The organism is Bradyrhizobium zhengyangense (assembly GCF_022012435.1).
Taxonomy (GTDB): domain Bacteria; phylum Pseudomonadota; class Alphaproteobacteria; order Rhizobiales; family Xanthobacteraceae; genus Bradyrhizobium; species Bradyrhizobium zhengyangense.
The window spans coordinates 134,102-149,532 of sequence record NZ_JAKLUA010000003.1 but is presented as its reverse complement, the minus strand read 5'-3'; the positions used below and the strand labels follow the sequence as shown (position 1 = coordinate 149,532).

At 64.8% G+C, this 15,431-nt stretch carries 15 protein-coding genes; 11 read left to right on the top strand and 4 right to left on the bottom strand.

Annotated features, from left to right (window positions below):
- Positions 1-132: 132 nt before the first annotated feature.
- Positions 133-2,400 carry a phosphoenolpyruvate--protein phosphotransferase gene (gene ptsP / locus L6637_RS12170; RefSeq protein ID WP_237864207.1) on the top strand — a complete coding sequence of 756 codons (2,268 nt, stop codon included), beginning with the start codon at positions 133-135 and terminating at the stop codon, positions 2,398-2,400.
- Positions 2,401-2,456: 56 nt separating this feature from the next.
- Entirely contained in the window at positions 2,457-3,542 is a 1,086-nt protein-coding gene (gene prfA / locus L6637_RS12165) for a peptide chain release factor 1 (protein WP_237864208.1), read from the top strand.
- 15 nt (positions 3,543-3,557) lie between these two features.
- On the opposite strand, the gene L6637_RS12160 is transcribed toward prfA, so the two are convergent.
- Complete coding sequence (locus tag L6637_RS12160) at positions 3,558-4,031, bottom strand: MarR family winged helix-turn-helix transcriptional regulator (protein ID WP_237864209.1); 474 nt, start codon at positions 4,029-4,031, stop codon at positions 3,558-3,560.
- Between the two features lie 109 nt (positions 4,032-4,140).
- Positions 4,141-4,575 (bottom strand): hypothetical protein, encoded by a 435-nt coding sequence (locus tag L6637_RS12155; protein ID WP_237864210.1) that lies wholly within the window; start codon positions 4,573-4,575, stop codon positions 4,141-4,143.
- A 402-nt stretch (positions 4,576-4,977) separates the two neighbouring features.
- On the opposite strand from L6637_RS12155, the gene L6637_RS12150 reads away from it, so the two are divergent.
- From L6637_RS12150 to L6637_RS12135, 4 genes are all read left to right on the top strand, one after another.
- The gene (locus L6637_RS12150; RefSeq protein WP_237864211.1) at positions 4,978-6,312 is read left to right on the top strand and encodes a substrate-binding protein; all 1,335 of its coding nucleotides are present in this window, start codon (positions 4,978-4,980) and stop codon (positions 6,310-6,312) included.
- A 94-nt stretch (positions 6,313-6,406) separates the two neighbouring features.
- Entirely contained in the window at positions 6,407-7,282 is an 876-nt protein-coding gene (locus L6637_RS12145; RefSeq protein ID WP_237864212.1) for a branched-chain amino acid ABC transporter permease, read from the top strand.
- An 11-nt stretch (positions 7,283-7,293) separates the two neighbouring features.
- Complete coding sequence (locus tag L6637_RS12140) at positions 7,294-9,135, top strand: branched-chain amino acid ABC transporter ATP-binding protein/permease (RefSeq protein ID WP_237864213.1); 1,842 nt, start codon at positions 7,294-7,296, stop codon at positions 9,133-9,135.
- Positions 9,132-9,830, top strand: coding sequence for an ABC transporter ATP-binding protein (locus L6637_RS12135; RefSeq protein ID WP_237864214.1), 699 nt, complete (start codon positions 9,132-9,134; stop codon positions 9,828-9,830). Before L6637_RS12140 ends, L6637_RS12135 begins: the two co-directional genes overlap by 4 nt.
- Before the next feature lie 9 nt (positions 9,831-9,839).
- Here the strand turns inward: L6637_RS12135 and L6637_RS12130 are convergent, their stop codons facing one another.
- Positions 9,840-10,265, bottom strand: a complete 426-nt coding sequence (locus tag L6637_RS12130) for an HIT family protein (RefSeq protein WP_237864215.1) — start codon at positions 10,263-10,265, stop codon at positions 9,840-9,842.
- A 91-nt stretch (positions 10,266-10,356) separates the two neighbouring features.
- Between L6637_RS12130 and prmC the strand changes: the two genes are divergently transcribed.
- Positions 10,357-11,250: a peptide chain release factor N(5)-glutamine methyltransferase gene (prmC, locus tag L6637_RS12125; protein ID WP_237864371.1), complete on the top strand. Its 894-nt coding sequence runs from the start codon at positions 10,357-10,359 to the stop codon at positions 11,248-11,250.
- Between the two features lie 463 nt (positions 11,251-11,713).
- Positions 11,714-12,511, top strand: coding sequence for a DUF4167 domain-containing protein (locus tag L6637_RS12120; protein WP_237864216.1), 798 nt, complete (start codon positions 11,714-11,716; stop codon positions 12,509-12,511).
- 59 nt (positions 12,512-12,570) lie between these two features.
- Here L6637_RS12120 and L6637_RS12115 read toward each other — a convergent pair whose 3' ends face one another.
- A complete protein-coding gene (locus L6637_RS12115; RefSeq protein ID WP_237864217.1) occupies positions 12,571-13,317 on the bottom strand; it encodes a methyltransferase domain-containing protein in 747 nt (248 codons plus the stop codon).
- A 108-nt stretch (positions 13,318-13,425) separates the two neighbouring features.
- Between L6637_RS12115 and gloB the strand changes: the two genes are divergently transcribed.
- The 3 genes from gloB (at position 13,426) to L6637_RS12100 (ending at position 15,426) form a co-directional block, all read left to right on the top strand.
- A complete protein-coding gene (gene gloB, locus L6637_RS12110; protein ID WP_237864218.1) occupies positions 13,426-14,193 on the top strand; it encodes a hydroxyacylglutathione hydrolase in 768 nt (255 codons plus the stop codon).
- Positions 14,194-14,243: 50 nt separating this feature from the next.
- Positions 14,244-14,666 (top strand): cupin domain-containing protein, encoded by a 423-nt coding sequence (locus L6637_RS12105; protein ID WP_237864219.1) that lies wholly within the window; start codon positions 14,244-14,246, stop codon positions 14,664-14,666.
- Positions 14,667-14,742: 76 nt separating this feature from the next.
- Positions 14,743-15,426: a flavin reductase family protein gene (locus L6637_RS12100; RefSeq protein WP_237864220.1), complete on the top strand. Its 684-nt coding sequence runs from the start codon at positions 14,743-14,745 to the stop codon at positions 15,424-15,426.
- Positions 15,427-15,431: the final 5 nt, after the last annotated feature.

Sequence of the window (15,431 nt, the reverse complement as noted above, 5' to 3'; positions counted from 1 at the left end):
AGGCGGCGCTGATTCGGCGCAAGCGGTTGTTTGCGCCTGCGCCGGACAAACAAATTGATTGTTTTTCTGGAATTTTGGGCCAGCCGCCGGCCAATATCGCCGGGCCAGGCAGACGGAGGAGATTGACGGTTCATGCGGAGCGCGTCGGGAGGTCCCCGCGTCTTGTTGAGACGGCTCCGCGAAACCATGGCGGAGCAGGTCTCGGCCCAGGAGCGGCTGGACAAGATCGTGGTGCTGATCGCCGCCAACATGGTGGCCGAGGTGTGCTCGGTCTATGTGCTGCGCATCGACAACACCCTCGAGCTCTACGCTACAGAAGGCCTCAACCGTGAGGCCGTGCACCATACCGTGCTCAGTGCCCATGAGGGCCTTGTCGGCCTCGTCGCCAGTGAGGCGACGCCGCTCAATTTGAACGACGCCCAGAGCCACCCCGCCTTCTCGTTCCGCCCGGAGACCGGCGAAGAGATCTATCACTCCTTCCTTGGCGTGCCGATCCTGCGCGCCGGCAACACGCTCGGCGTGCTGGTGGTGCAGAACCGCGCCAAGCGCACCTATGTCGAGGAGGAGCTCGAGGCGCTGCAGACCACCGCCATGGTGCTGGCGGAGCTGATCGCGTCAGGCGAATTGTCCGCGCTCGCCCAGCCCGGCCTGGAGCCGGCCGCGCGCCATTCGACGCAGAAGGCCGGCGCGATCCTTTCGGAAGGCATCGCGCTCGGCCACGTCGTGCTGCACGAGCCGCGCGTCGTCATCAAGGACTACATCGCCGAGGACCTGCCGAAGGAAATCAAGCGGCTCGACACCGCGCTGGCCAAGCTGCGTTCGGATCTCGACCGCATGCTGGAGCGCGGCGACGTCGCCGAGGGCGGCGAGCACCGCGACGTGCTCGAAGCCTACCGCATGTTCGCCAACGACCAGGGCTGGTCGCACAAGCTGCACGAGGCGGTGGCGACGGGCCTCACCGCGGAAGCCGCCGTCGAGCGCGTGCAATCCGACACACGCGCCCGCATGCTGCGCGTGACCGATCCCTATTTGCGCGACCGGCTGCACGATCTCGAGGATCTCGGCTACCGCCTGATGCGGCAGCTGGTCGGCCAGGATCATGCGCCCTCGCGCGAGCAGATGCCCGACAACGCCATCGTCATCGCGCGTGCGATGGGACCGGCGGCGCTGCTCGACTACGACCGCAAGCGCTTGCGCGGCATCGTGCTGGAGGAAGGCACCGCCAACTCCCACGTCTCGATCGTGGCCCGCGCGCTCGGCATTCCCGCGGTCGGCGAGGTGCCCAACGCGCCCGGCATTGCCGATCCAGGCGATGCCATCATCGTCGATGGCACCTCGGGCGCGATCTATGTGCGCCCGTCGCAGGAGATCGAAGCAGCCTATGCCGAACGGGTGCGCTTCCGCGCCCGCCGCCAGGCGCAATATCTGGCGCTGCGCGACCGGCCCTGCGTCACCAAGGACGGCGAGAAGGTCGAGCTGTTGATCAATGCGGGCCTCGCCATCGACCTGCCGCATATCGACGACACCGGCAGCGCCGGCATCGGCCTGTTCCGCACCGAGCTGCAGTTCATGGTCGGCCAGAGCCTGCCGCGCACCAGCGACCAGCTCGCGCTCTACCGCGCCGTGCTGGATGCCGCGGGCCCCAAGCCCGTGACCTTCCGCACCCTCGACATCGGCGGCGATAAGGCGCTGCCCTATATGGAGACGGTGATCGAGGAGAATCCCGCGCTCGGCTGGCGTGCGATCCGGCTCGGGCTCGACCGTCCGGGCCTCTTACGCGGCCAGATCCGCGCGTTGCTCCGCGCCGGCGGCGGCCGCGCACTGCGCATCATGTTCCCGATGATCTCGGAGGTTGCCGAGTTCGATGCCGCGAAGGCGCTGGTCGAGCGCGAGCTGACTTATTTGCGCCAGCATGGCCACACCCTGCCGGAGCGCATCGATATCGGCACCATGGTCGAGGTGCCGGCGCTGCTCTACCAGCTCGACGAATTGCTGAAGAAGGTCGACTTTATCTCGGTCGGCTCCAACGATCTGTTCCAGTTCCTGTTCGCGGTCGACCGCGGCAATGCCAAGGTCTCCGAGCGCTTCGACACCATGTCGACGCCGATCCTGCGCGCACTGCGCGACATCGCACGGAAATCGCAGGCCGCGAAGAAATCGCTTTCGCTCTGCGGCGAGATGGCCTCGAAGCCGATCGGCGCGCTGGCGCTGCTGGCGATGGGCTACCGCTCGCTGTCGCTGTCGGCGACCGCGCTCGGCCCGGTCAAGGCGATGGTGATCGATCTCGACGTCAAGAAGGCCGCAGCGATGCTGGGGCCCCTGCTGGATGCGCCGACCGGCAGCGTCTCGATCCGGCAGAAGCTGACGGAATTTGCCGAGGCCGAGGGCCTGGCGTTGTAGCGGGCCTGCCGCTGGCCCTCGCTACCTCGCCTCCCTCCGCCATTTGAGACTGAACCATGTCGTCACTTCCCGAAGCCAAACTGGACGTCCTGCTCGCGCATCACGCCTCGCTCGAAGCCGAATCGCTGGGGCAACTATCGTCTGAGCGCTATGTGCAGGTCACGCGCGAGCTCGCCGAGATCGCCCCGCTGGTCGAAGCGGTGAAGACGTATCGGTCTGCGGTCAAGGAGCTCGCCGACACCGAGGCGCTGATCGCCGATCCCACAACCGACGCCGAGATGCGCAGCATGGCGGAGGCCGAGCGAGACGAGCTCAATCCGAAGATCGAGGATCTGGTCCAGAAGATCCGCATCGCGCTGCTGCCGAAGGACGCCATGGACGACCGCAACGTGGTGCTGGAAATCCGCGCCGGCACCGGCGGCGACGAGGCCTCGCTGTTCGCCGGCGATCTGTTCCGGATGTACGAGCGTTTTGCCAGCTTGCAGGGCTGGAAGGTCGAGGTGATCTCGGCGAGCGAAGGCACTGTCGGCGGCTACAAGGAAATCATCGCGGAGGTGCAGGGCCGCGGTGCGTTCTCCAAGCTGAAGTTCGAATCCGGCGTGCACCGGGTGCAGCGCGTGCCGGACACTGAGACGCAGGGGCGCATCCATACGTCGGCCGCCACGGTCGCCGTATTGCCCGAGGTCGAGGATGTCGACGTCGAGATCAAGAACGACGACCTGCGCATCGAGACCATGCGCGCGCAAGGCGCCGGCGGCCAGCACGTCAACAAGACCGAATCGGCGATCCGCATCACTCACATTCCGACCGGCATCGTCGTGATGATGCAGGACAGCCGCTCGCAGCATAAGAACCGCGCCTCCGCCATGAACATCCTGCGCTCGCGCATCTACGATGCCGAGCGGCAGCGCGTCGACGCTGCACGCTCGGCCGAGCGCAAGGAGAAGGTCGGCTCCGGCGATCGTTCCGAGCGCATTCGCACCTATAATTTCCCGCAAGGCCGCGTCACCGACCACCGCATCAACCTGACGCTCTACAAGCTGCCGCAGGTGATCGCCGGCGAAGCGCTCGGCGAATTGACCGATGCGCTGACCACAGAGCACCAGGCCGCACAGCTCGCGGCACAGGGCGCAGCGGCCTAACAGGCCGCGGGGCGTTCAGGCCTCGCCGGGCTCTCCGAAGGATTTCAACAGACGGCTCAGCGCCGGGCTTGCGGCGCGGCGGAGCTCCTCGAGGTTCTTGCGCGAGAGCGCCTGCAGCTTCTGTTCGCCTTTTTTCGTCAGCTTGAGATGCACGCGCCTGGCATCCTCGGGATCAGCGGCGCGACTGACCAGCCCTTGCTTTTCGAGGCGATTGATCAGCTCGACAGCGGAGTGATGCCGGATCAGCAGAAACTTCGCGACATCGCCGACAGTTGCGGGGCCCGGACGGACAAAGCCCTTGATGCCGAGCAGGGCCTGGTGTTGCGTCGGCGTCAATCCCTGTTCGGCGGCCGCCGCCTCGCTGAAGGCCAGAAAGCTGCGGATCTGGTAGCGAAACTGCGCCAGCGCCGCGTAATCGGAGTCACGCATCGTGCTGCGCCTCGCCGAGATCACCACTTTCGACCGCTGCGCTTTCTTCGCTTGAGCCATGCCTGCCTCGACCATGCCGCCCGCCGTCGCGGAAGACTTAGCCTAAAGTAGCAAACGGCCGCAGCCGGACCAACCGGCCGATGTCACGGATGCACAGCTATCCGATGGCCTATTCGAAGCTGGACAGCAGGATTTTCACCAGGATGACCTGAAATGCGATCGGGATGCGGACGCTCTTGCGCCGGATGGAGCGCTGCAGCGCGCCCGCGATCTCTGCGGCGGTCAGGCCGCCTGCCGACGCATTGGCAATCAAATCCGCCCACATCTGCGACAGCGAGCCGCCTGCTGTGATCACCGGCTTGATGGTGACGCCGCAGCCCTGCGCCCAGTCGACGATCTCCCGCATCGTATGGGGTCCGCAATTGCGCGCAGTCGTGAGGCGCTCGGCTGTCAGCGCAAGCAACAGCTCGCGCGAGGGCGACCAATTGCCCTTCGGCGGCTGCTCGCCGGTCAGCTCGACTGCGAGTTCCTTCAGGACGTTCTGGGCTCGGACGCTGAGCCGCTTCATCGGCGCAGGCGCACGTTTGGCCTGAACGGCGCCCACAGCCGGCCCTCGCTCGCCGCCCGGGCGATTGCGCGACTCGGACGCGCGAGCGGCATCTCCGCCCTCCGAAGGCCACGCGGCCTCCTGCCGCTCCGTTTCCTGCGGCCAGGATTGTTGCTTCCGGCTACCCGCCACTGTCGTCTGCCGCACCATGTCTCTCGCCGAACCCGCCATAGCCGTACTCACAAAGACTAATATATATCGTTATCCGATATGTATTCACGACATAATTTTCGTCGTTCGACCAAAGGCGAAATTGACAGAAGGCCTTCATAAGCAATGCTTGCGTCCAAGAACTACACGCGGATGTGACGTGCCCGGCACGGCAGGCCGATGAGGTCGGTCGCCGCCGGACAGGTCGTGTTTTGCCTGCAAACAAGAACGATGTTCGGAGGAACCACCATGACTGACGATCTCATCCGCCGCGGCCTTTCGCGCCGTGGCCTGCTCCAGACCACCGCAGGCCTCATCGGCGGCTCGATGCTGCCGGCAATGCCGGCATTCGCCGAGGACAAGCCGGCGATCGGCTCCTATCCCGCGGGCGTGTCGGGTTCCACCGCCTTCATCGGCATATCGGTGCCGCGCACCGGAACCTACGCCGTGCAGGGCGAGGACGAGCTCAAGGGCTATCAGCTCGCGATCGATCACATCAACGAAGGCCACGAGCTGATCAAGAAGATTTCACCCAAGACCAGCAAGGGCGTGCTCGGCAAGGAGCTGAAATTCGGCGTCGCGGATTCGGCGGCGAAGCCCAACGAAGCGGTGCAGGCGCAGCAGCGCTTCATCAGCGAGAACAAGGCGATCATGATCACGGGCGGCACCTCGAGCGCCGTTGCGGTCGCGCTGAACAAGCTCGCCCAGCGCGAGCACGTGCTGTTCGTCTGCGGCATCTCCGGCTCGAACGACACCACCGGCAAGGACTGCGTGCGCTACGGCGTCCGCCAGAACTTCTTCGGCCAGACCGCTGCGGCGGCTATCGGCCCGGTGATGGTGCGGGAGTTCGGCAAGGGCAAGAAGGCCGCGTATCTCACGCCTGACTACACCTACGGCCACACCGTCACCAAGTCGATGCAGGACTTCCTCGCGACCGCCGGCTGGACCACCGTCACCAACCAGGTCGCCCCGCTCGGCGCGCCCGACTATTCGTCCTATCTGCTGAACGTCGCGAATTCCGGCGCCGATGTGCTCATCAACGTCAACTGGGGCCACGACGCGGTGCTGTCGACCCAGCAGGCCAAGCAGTTCGGCGTGCTCGACAAGATGAAGCTGGTCGTCCCTTACCAGGTGCCGTTCATCGCGCGCGAGACCGGCGGCCTGATGCAGGGCGTCTACGCCGCGACCGATTATTGGTGGACGATCGAAGACAAGTTCCCGCTCGCCAAGATGTTCAACGAGGCCTTCGAGAAGAAGTACGGCTACAAGCCGGAATGGGGCGCCGAGAACGCCTATGTCAGCTTCGCCCACTGGGCCCGCATGTGTGAGGAAGCCGGCAGCTTCAACCCGCCCGACGTGATCAAGGCCTATGAGAAGGGCGAGACCATCCCCTCGCTGGTCGGCGATGTGCATTACCGCCCGGAGGATCATCAGTGCGTCCGCCCTGTCATCATCGTCAAGGGCAAGCAGCAGAAGGACATGAAGAACAAGGAAGACTGGTACGACGTCGTCGAGATCGTCCCGGGTGAAGGCCTGATGCAGAAGCCGGATGCCTTCGGCTGCCATCTCGGCGACTACACCTGATCCCGAGCCAACCCCTGTGACGCCGTAGGCCGACCTCTGGACCTGCGGCGTCGCCTTTTTTGGCGCAGCGCCGCGTCACGACAGCGATTATTGCATGATCAGTTGGCCCAATCTCGTTTCGCAGCTTTTCAACGGACTGGCGCTCGGCGCCTTGCTCGCGCTGATCAGCTCCGGCCTGACCATCATCTACGGCACGCTCGGCGTGCTCAACCTTGCGCATGGCGCGATGTTCATGATCGGCGGCTATGCCGGCTTCGTCACCTACCAGTACACGGAATCGTTCATCCTCGCCGTCATCGCCGGCTCGCTGTTCGTGATGCTGCTCGGCGTCTTGATGGAGCGCGCCATTATCAGGCACTTCTATCACCGCCCGCATGAAGATCAGTTGCTGGTGACCTTCGGGCTCGGCATCTGTTTCGTCGAGCTCGTGCGCCTGGTCTTTTCGAGCCAGTCGCAGATCGTGCCGCCGCCGGCGTTGTTCCAGGGCATCACCAATCTCGGCTTCATGTTCTATCCGACCTACCGCCTCGCCGTGGTCGGCATCGTCGCGATCGCGCTCGGCGCGCTGTTCATCGTGCTCTACCGCACCCGGCTCGGCATGATCGTGCGCGCCGGCATCGAGGATTCGGTGATGGTCGATTCGCTCGGCATCAACGTCTACCGCGTCTTCATGATCGTGTTCGGCATCGGCGCCATGGCCGCCGGCTTTGCCGGCATCGTCAATGCGCCGGTGGTGTCGCTGACCCCGGGCATCGGTGACGACATCCTGGTCCAGACCTTCGTGGTGGTGGTGATCGGCGGCGTCGGCTCGTTCCCCGGCGCGATTCTCGGCGGCCTGATCGCCGGCGAGATCATCAGCGTCACCTCCATGTTCAACCCCGGCTACGCCTATGTGATGCTGTTTGCGGCGATGACGCTCGTGCTTGTGGTGCGACCGCATGGCCTGCTCGGCGTGCAGGGCCGCGAATAAGTGATCCGCTGATGCTCAAGCAACGCCCGCTCCTGATCGAGACACTGACGGCCGTCGGCCTGATCGTGGCTCCCTTCGTGCTGCCTCATCTCGGCTTCGCGCCGAACACGGTGAACCGGATCCTGGTCTGGGGCCTGTTCGGCCTCGGCTTCGACATCCTGTTCGGCTTCACCGGCCTGTTGTCGTTCGGCCAGTCCGCCTTTTACGGCACCGGTGGCTTCGTCGCCGCCTATCTGCTGACCCGCGCCGGCTTCAGCAATGTGCTGGGCGCGCTGGTCTTTGGCATGATCGCGGCGGCGGCGACCGGCTATCTGATCGGCCTGATCGCGCTGCGCCGCACCGGCATCTACTTCGCCATGATCACGGTGGCGATCGCGGAAGTGTTCTTCTTCGTCGAGTTCAATCCGCTCTCCGACTTCACCGGCGGCGAGAACGGCCTGCCGGGCGTGCCGACGCCGAGCTTCAATCTCGGCTTCACCACCATCCATTTCACCAATGGCTGGTCGCTCTATCAGTTCATCGCGCTGTGCTACTTCATCGGCGTCATCATTGCGCTCAGGATCGTGCGCTCGCCGGTCGGGGCCATCTTCAGCGCCATCAGGGACAATCCGCTGCGCGCCACCGCGGTCGGCCACAACATCCATAGCTACAAGCTGACGGCCTTCGTGATCGCCGCGGCCTATGCGGGCTTTGCCGGCGGCCTGCTCGGCGTGCTCCAGGCCTTCATGCCCCCCGACGCTTTCACCTTTGACACCTCCGGCCAGCTTGTGATGCAGACCGCCATCGGCGGCCGGGGCACGTTGTTCGGCCCGTTGGTCGGCGCCACCGTCTGGCTGTTCCTTCAGGATTTCCTTCAGTCCGCGCTGGGTCTGGGAGCAGCCTGGAAACTGGTGCTCGGCGTCGTGTTCGTGCTGCTGGTTTGCTTCCTGCGTGGCGGGATCGTGGGCGGCCTCATCGATCTCTACGGCCTCGTCTCGGGCAAGCGAGCCCGGAAGGCCTCGGAGACGGAGGAAGCTGAGGTCGAGCCGCCACTGCAAGCTCCGCCCGCGCCGATGCAGGCCAAGGAGGTGGCACACCCCGCCTATTCCGGCCCGATCCTGAAAGCCACCGGTCTCACCAAGCGCTATGGCGGACTCGTTGCCAACAGCGATATCGATTTCAGCGTGAACCAAGGCGAGCTGCGCGGCATCATCGGCCCCAACGGCGCGGGCAAATCAACCTTCTTCAAGATGCTGACCTGCGAGATCGCACCGACGTCGGGGCAGATCGTGTTCGAGGGCCGCGATATCACGGGACTGAAGGTCACGGACGTCTGCCAGCTCGGGCTTACCAAGAGCTACCAGGTCAACCAGCTCTTCACGGGCCTGACCGTGCGGCAGAACCTGACGATCGCAGCCCTCGCCGAGCTGCGCGGAAAATTCCGGCTCGACCTGTTCCGCACGCTCGCCGGCGTCAAGGGTCTCACGGAGCAGGTGGAGCACACCCTCGCGCTGGTCAACCTGACCCGCCGCGCCGACACGCCCGTATCCGCGCTCGCCTATGGCGAGAAGCGCAGGCTGGAGATCGGGCTCGCGCTCGCGACGTCACCGCGCCTCTTGCTGCTCGACGAGCCACTCGCGGGCATGAGCCCGCGCGAGCGAATCGAGACCGTCAGGCTGCTCAAATCGATCGCGCGCGGCCGCACCATGATCATCATCGATCACGACATGGATTCGCTGTTCGAGCTGGTCGAGCGCGTGACCGTGCTGCAGGAGGGCCGCGTGCTGGTCTCCGGCACGCCCGAGGAAATCAAGACCAACGCCGCGGTGCAGGAAGCCTATCTCGGCGGCGTGCACGGAGAGATCGCCGCATGAGCCTGATCGAGGTCGTTGGCCTGAACAGCTATTACGGGGACTCGCACATTCTGTTCGACATCGCCATGCATGTCGAACGTCACGAGGTCGTGGCGCTGCTCGGCCGTAACGGCGCCGGCAAGAGCACAACGCTGAAGAGCCTAATGGGCGTGGTGGCCCCACGCAGCGGCAGCGTGAAGTTCGATGGCATCGATATCGCCGGCCGCCGGAGCCACAAGATCGCGCAAGCCGGCATGCAGCTGGTGCACGAGGAGCGCCGCATCTTCGGCAGCCTGTCGGTGGAGGAGAACATCCTCCTTGCGGGCATCACCGCGCCAAAACGCTGGCCGCTCGGCCGCATCTACGAGATGTTCCCGCGGCTGAAGGAGCGACGCAGCAACCGCGGCACCGAGCTTTCCGGCGGCGAACAGCAGATGCTGGCGATCGCGCGTGCGCTGGTGCGCGATCCCAAGATCGTGCTGCTGGACGAGCCGTTCGAGGGCCTCGCCCCCGTGATCGTCCACGATCTCGTCAAGGCCTGCCGCGAGCTCGCGGCCGCCGGTCAGACCATCGTGCTGGTCGAGCAGAACCTGGCGGCGACGCTGGCACTGGCGAGCAGGATCTACATCATCAACAACGGCCATATCGTGCATGAGGGGCCGGCGCAGGAGCTCAAGGCCCAGCCGGAGCTGCTCCAGCGTTATCTCGGCGTTTAATCGCGAAGATCAGCGACCAAGCGCCGCGATCATCCGCTTGGCGTGACCGGCGAGCACGGCCATGTCTTCCTTGCGCGTCTGCGCCGGCAGCAGCTCGACGCCGGCCCGGACCGGCATGACATGCATATGCAGGTGAAACACCACCTGCCCGCTGGCCGGCTCGCTGAACTGCTGGAGGATAATCCCTTCCGCATCGAACGCCTTCATGGCCGCGACCGCGATCCGCTTGGCGGTCCGGGCGACCGCGGCGAGATCGTCATCGGCAATGTCGAGAATACCTCGCGCCGGCGCCCGTGGAATCACCAGCGTATGCCCTGGCGAGCGCGGCATGACGTCCAGGAAGGCGAAGCTGCGCTCGTCCCTGAACACCTCGAAGCAGGGAATCTCGCCGCGCAGGATCTTTGCGAAGACATTCTGATCGTCATAGGCCGTCATGGATGTCCTCCTTCGCTGCGCGGTGCGATCAAACGCGCTCCTTTCCGTTGACGCAAGCAAGGCAGCCGATCTATCCACGATGCCAGGCAGGATGGTTCCCTTGGCGACAGGCTTTGATCCCGGACAGAGCATCGAGAGCGCGCGACGCACGCTGTCGGCGCTGCTGCAATCGGCCGGCATCGAGGAGCCGTCCCTCGATGCGCGCCTGCTGGTCGGTGCCGCGCTGGGACTCGATTTGACGGGCCTGATCACGCAGGCGACGAGACCGCTCACGCCAGAGGAGGCGACGCGGCTCGAAGGGTACGCGCAGCGGAGGCTCGCACATGAACCGATCGCCCGCATTCTCGGCGCCAGGGAATTCTGGGGCCTGCCGTTTCGCTTATCGGAAGCAACCCTGGTCCCTCGCCCTGATACCGAGACGGTGGTCGAGCGTGCACTCGAGCATTTTCGCGAGTTCGGTCTCTCTCATCCGCCTGTTATCGCCGATATCGGCACCGGATCGGGCGCGATCCTGCTTGCGCTGCTGCACGAGCTTCCCGAGGCTTTTGGTGTCGGCACCGATCTCAGCCTGACCGCGCTTCATACCGCCAGGGGCAATGCCGCCGCCCTTGGCCTTGCCGACCGCGCCGACTTCGTCGCCTGCTCCTACGCGGCGGCCCTTCGCGGCCCGTTCGATCTGATCGTGTCGAACCCGCCCTACATTCCCGCAGGGGAGATTCCGAAATTGAGCATCGAGGTTCGCGAGCACGATCCGCATCTGGCGCTCGATGGCGGCAATGACGGATACGATGCCTACCGGGCCTTGATTCCCCAGGCAGCCGGCCTACTCACCCCCGGCGGGGCGCTGATCGTCGAGGCCGGACAGGGCCAAGCCGGGAATATTGAAACCTTGATGGCAGCCGCCGCGTTATTGATCGACAGGCCCCCTAAGGCTGACCTGGCGGGCATTCCCCGGGCCGTCTCGGCCCGAAAAATGCCCCCATAAAAGCCGGATTGGGCTCGAAAAAACCTCTTGGAATATCCCGTGGGAACGACTACGTTCCGATCAACACATCGGTGCCGGCCCCGTAGACCTACGGGCGAAAGCCGGGCTCTCGGGCGAGAGCTTTACTGATTATAGGTTCCAAGCCGCAGGTCCTGTTGAGCGCGATGGCCATTGGAGCTGCGCTGCTCTCCGACCGCAACGTGAACGAAAGCCTGATATTGCGCTTGAAGACTTACGCAACAAAGCTGGGCTTGTTTCGGCAGGCGATATGAATGGGTTCGCTGGCAATCAATGCTGGCGGGTGGGGAACGCGTCTTTGTTGAGCGCGACGGTCGACGAACATTGGCAGGGTTCAAGCCGCCCTTGCGCGCGGTGCGCGCGAGGCCTGTGAACCGCTGTCATCAGGTCACTCCTAGCAATCAGTAATGCGTGCAACCTTTAGGGCTGGAATTAAAGGCAGGACATGAGAAACGGTCAGAACAAGCAGCGGATGCGCAACCGCAACAACAACAACAACAATAACAACAACCGACGCGGCCAGAACCCGATGACCCGGGTCTACGAATCGAACGGCCCCGACATCAAGATCCGCGGCACCGCCTCCCACATCGCCGAAAAATATCTTCAGCTTGCACGTGACGCGCGCTCCTCGGGCGATCCGGTTGCCGCCGAAAACTACTACCAGCATGCCGAGCACTATTTCCGCCTGATCGCGGCGGCCCAGGAACAGTTCCGCCAGAACCAGCAGCCGCGCGGCGACGAACCCGTCAGCACCAGCAGCGACGACGGCGAGGACGACGGCGAGAATTTTTCGGCCTTCGGCCAGGAGCCGGGTTTCGTTCCGCAGCCGCCGCAGCAGCAGCCATTCACGCGCGACCGCGACGGCCAGCGCGACCACCAGCGTGACTACCAGCAGCGCGACAACCGCGACAACCAGCAGCAGCCCTATCAGCGCGATCAGCAGCAGCCGCGCGAGCATCGCGAACGCGACCATCGTCCGCAGCCGCAATATCATCAGCAGCCGCAACCGCCGAACCAGCCGCAGCCTGTCGTCGGCGATGCTGGCAGCGTCGATCGCCTGCCGTCCTTCATCACCGGCGCGCAGCCGCAGGCGAACGCCGCTCCGGGCGGCTTCGAAGGTGGCAATGGCGGCGGTGGCGAGCGCTATCCGCGGCGACGTCGCCGGCCGCATAACGGCCCGCGTCCTGAGCGCGAGGCAGCTCCTGCCGCGACCAGCGACGATCTCGCCCCGGGCGAGTAGGTCACACTTCCGATCTTGATGGATTGCAATCGTCCCGGCCTCGCCGGGACGATTTGTTTTCAGCCCCGCGTCACCGTGGTCGAGGACGGCACCAGCACCGGCTTTGCAAGGGAGGGAATCAACCGCGCCCGTTCGCGCTTGGCCGGGATCGCGCGATAGACCTGCTTGGTCGCCTCGACGATGTGGACGCCTGCGAAGGGCAGCGACAGTGCTGCGCCGGCACGCTCCCACATCTGCGCCGATTTCAGCACCCAGCGGCCCGCATAGGGCGGCATGAACAGCGCCTCGCCCCAGCCGGTCGGCGTGAACCAGGCCTGCCGCAACAGGTCCGTGATCTGCGAGCGCGAATAGGGACGGCCATGGCCGAACGGCGTGTTGTCGCTGCGCGTCCACACGCCACGCCGGTTCGGAATCACCGCAATGACCCGCCCCGAGGGCGACAGCACGCGCCAGACCTCGCGCAACAGCGCGGCCGGATCGTCCGACATCTCCAACGCATGGACCAGCAGGATGCGGTCCACCGCGGCATCGGGAAGCGGCAGCGAGAACTCGTCGACCAGCGCGGCCAGCGCGGGCCGCCCGGTCGGCCATTTGAGCACGCCCTGGGCTGCCGGCATGAAGGCGATGCAACGCTCCGCGTCCTCGCGGAACAGCCCGAGATAGGGTGTCGGGTAGCCGATGCCGAGCACGCGCTGGCCTCCGGCGCCCGGCCAGCGTTCCCTGATGCCGCGATTGATCATCTGCCGCGCCACGATGCCGAGGCGGCGGGAATAAAATTCGCGAAGGTCGACAACGTCGATGGTCATGACGGCAATGTAACATGCGCCGGGGCGCGGTCGCGCGCCCAATATTGCATTGCCTGCGCAACGTTAACGCCATATTTGTCTGGCGGGGCTGAGCGCGATGGAGATGTCATGGCCGCCGAAATTCGTACTTTCACCTGTTTAAACGACAATTTCGGTTATCTGATCCACGATGTGGAAACCAAGGCAACCGCGTCGATCGACGCCCCCGAAGCTGGCCCCATCATCAGGGCGCTGGAGCGGGAGGGCTGGCAGCTCACCGACATCCTGATCACCCACCATCACGGCGATCACGTCGGCGGCGTTGCCGAGCTCAAGCAGAAATACGATTGCCGCGTCGTCGCGCCGTATGACAAGACGACGAAAATTGCGGACGTCGATTTGCGCGTTGCCAATGGCGACGTGGTCAAGGTCGGCACGCTGCTCGCGCGCGTGCTGGAGACGCCCGGCCATACGCTCGACCACATCTCTTACGTGTTCGACACCGAAAAGACGCTGTTCGCCGCCGACACGCTGTTCTCGATCGGCTGCGGCCGCGTGTTCGAAGGCAACTATCCGATGATGTGGGACTCGCTGTTGAAGCTGCGCGCCCTGCCCGACGACTTCAAGCTCTATTGCGGCCACGAATACACGGCATCCAACGTCAAGTTCGCGCTCACGGTCGAGCCCGACAATGCGGCGCTTCAGGCACGAGCGGCGGAGGTTGCGAGGCTGCGGGCAGAGAACAAGCCGACGATTCCCTCACTGCTTGGTGATGAGAAGCGAGCAAACGTGTTCCTGCGCGCCGATGAACCGGCGGTCGCAGCCAGGCTACACATGAAGGGCGCGGATGCCGCCGCAGTGTTCGGCGAGCTGCGCGAGCGCAAGAACAAGTCCTGAAGAACAAATCCTAAAGCAAAGTCCTGAAGACTAACTCCTGACGGGGATCGATGCCGACCGCAGCCGAGATCATCGCGCGCCTCGAACTCCGCCCGCATCCCGAGGGCGGCCATTACCGCGAGACCTTTCGCGACCAGACCACCGACGTTAATGGCCGCTCGCGCTCGACCCTGATCTACTTCCTGCTTGCGCGCGGCGAGCGCTCGCACTGGCACCGGATCGATGCGGTCGAGACCTGGCACTACTACGCCGGTAGCCCCTTGATACTGCGCATCGCCCATGAGGGCTGCTCCCAACACGAGGTGCGGCTCGGCACCGATCTTGTGGGCGGCGAGCGGCCGCAGGCGATCGTGCCGGCGGACGCCTGGCAAATGGCGAAGACCACCGGTGAGTGGACGCTGGTCGGCTGCACAGTGGCGCCGGCGTTCGAGTTCGCAAAGTTCGAGCTCGCGCCGAAGGGCTGGGAGCCGTAGCGCCGCAATCTGGAATCGGGTGGGTTCGGTCCATCGCGCATCGTAGGACGGCGCTATCAATAAGCAGGAGCGCAAGATGCACGGTACATTCGATCCCCCGACGGTTCAGATCGACCCGGCCATTCTCTATTTCGGAACACCCGTCGTCCTGATCGGGTCGACCAATGAGGACGGCTCACACAATCTCGCACCGATGTCCTCGGCGTGGTGGGTGGGGTGGCGCTGCATGCTCGGACTCGCCCGCAATTCCAAGACCACCGAGAACATGATTCGCACCGGCGAATGCGTGCTCAATCTGCCGTCGGCCGACCTCGTCGCGACGGTCGACCGCCTCGCCCGCACTACGGGCTCGGATCCAGTCCCGCTCGGAAAACTCTATCGCGGCTACAGGCACGAGAAGGACAAGTTCGGCCTCAGCGGCTTGACGGCGCTACAGGGCGAAACGGTCAGCGCGCCGCGCGCGGTTGAATGTCCAGTGCAGATGGAGGCCAAGGTCGCCCATCTACACGACATGGCACAGGATGACGCGGTCTGGCGCGGCAATCTCGCAGCAATCGAGGTCCGCATCACCCGCGTGCATGCGCATCCCGGAATCATGATGAGCGGAACCAGCAACCGCATCGATCCCGACAAATGGCGGCCGCTGATCCTTAGCTTCCAGGAATTTTATGGCCTGACACCAGAGCGCTTGCAGCGCTCCGAACTCGGACAGATTCCGGAAGCGATGTATCGACCGCCGGGCTGGCAGCCGGCGCCTTGATGCGC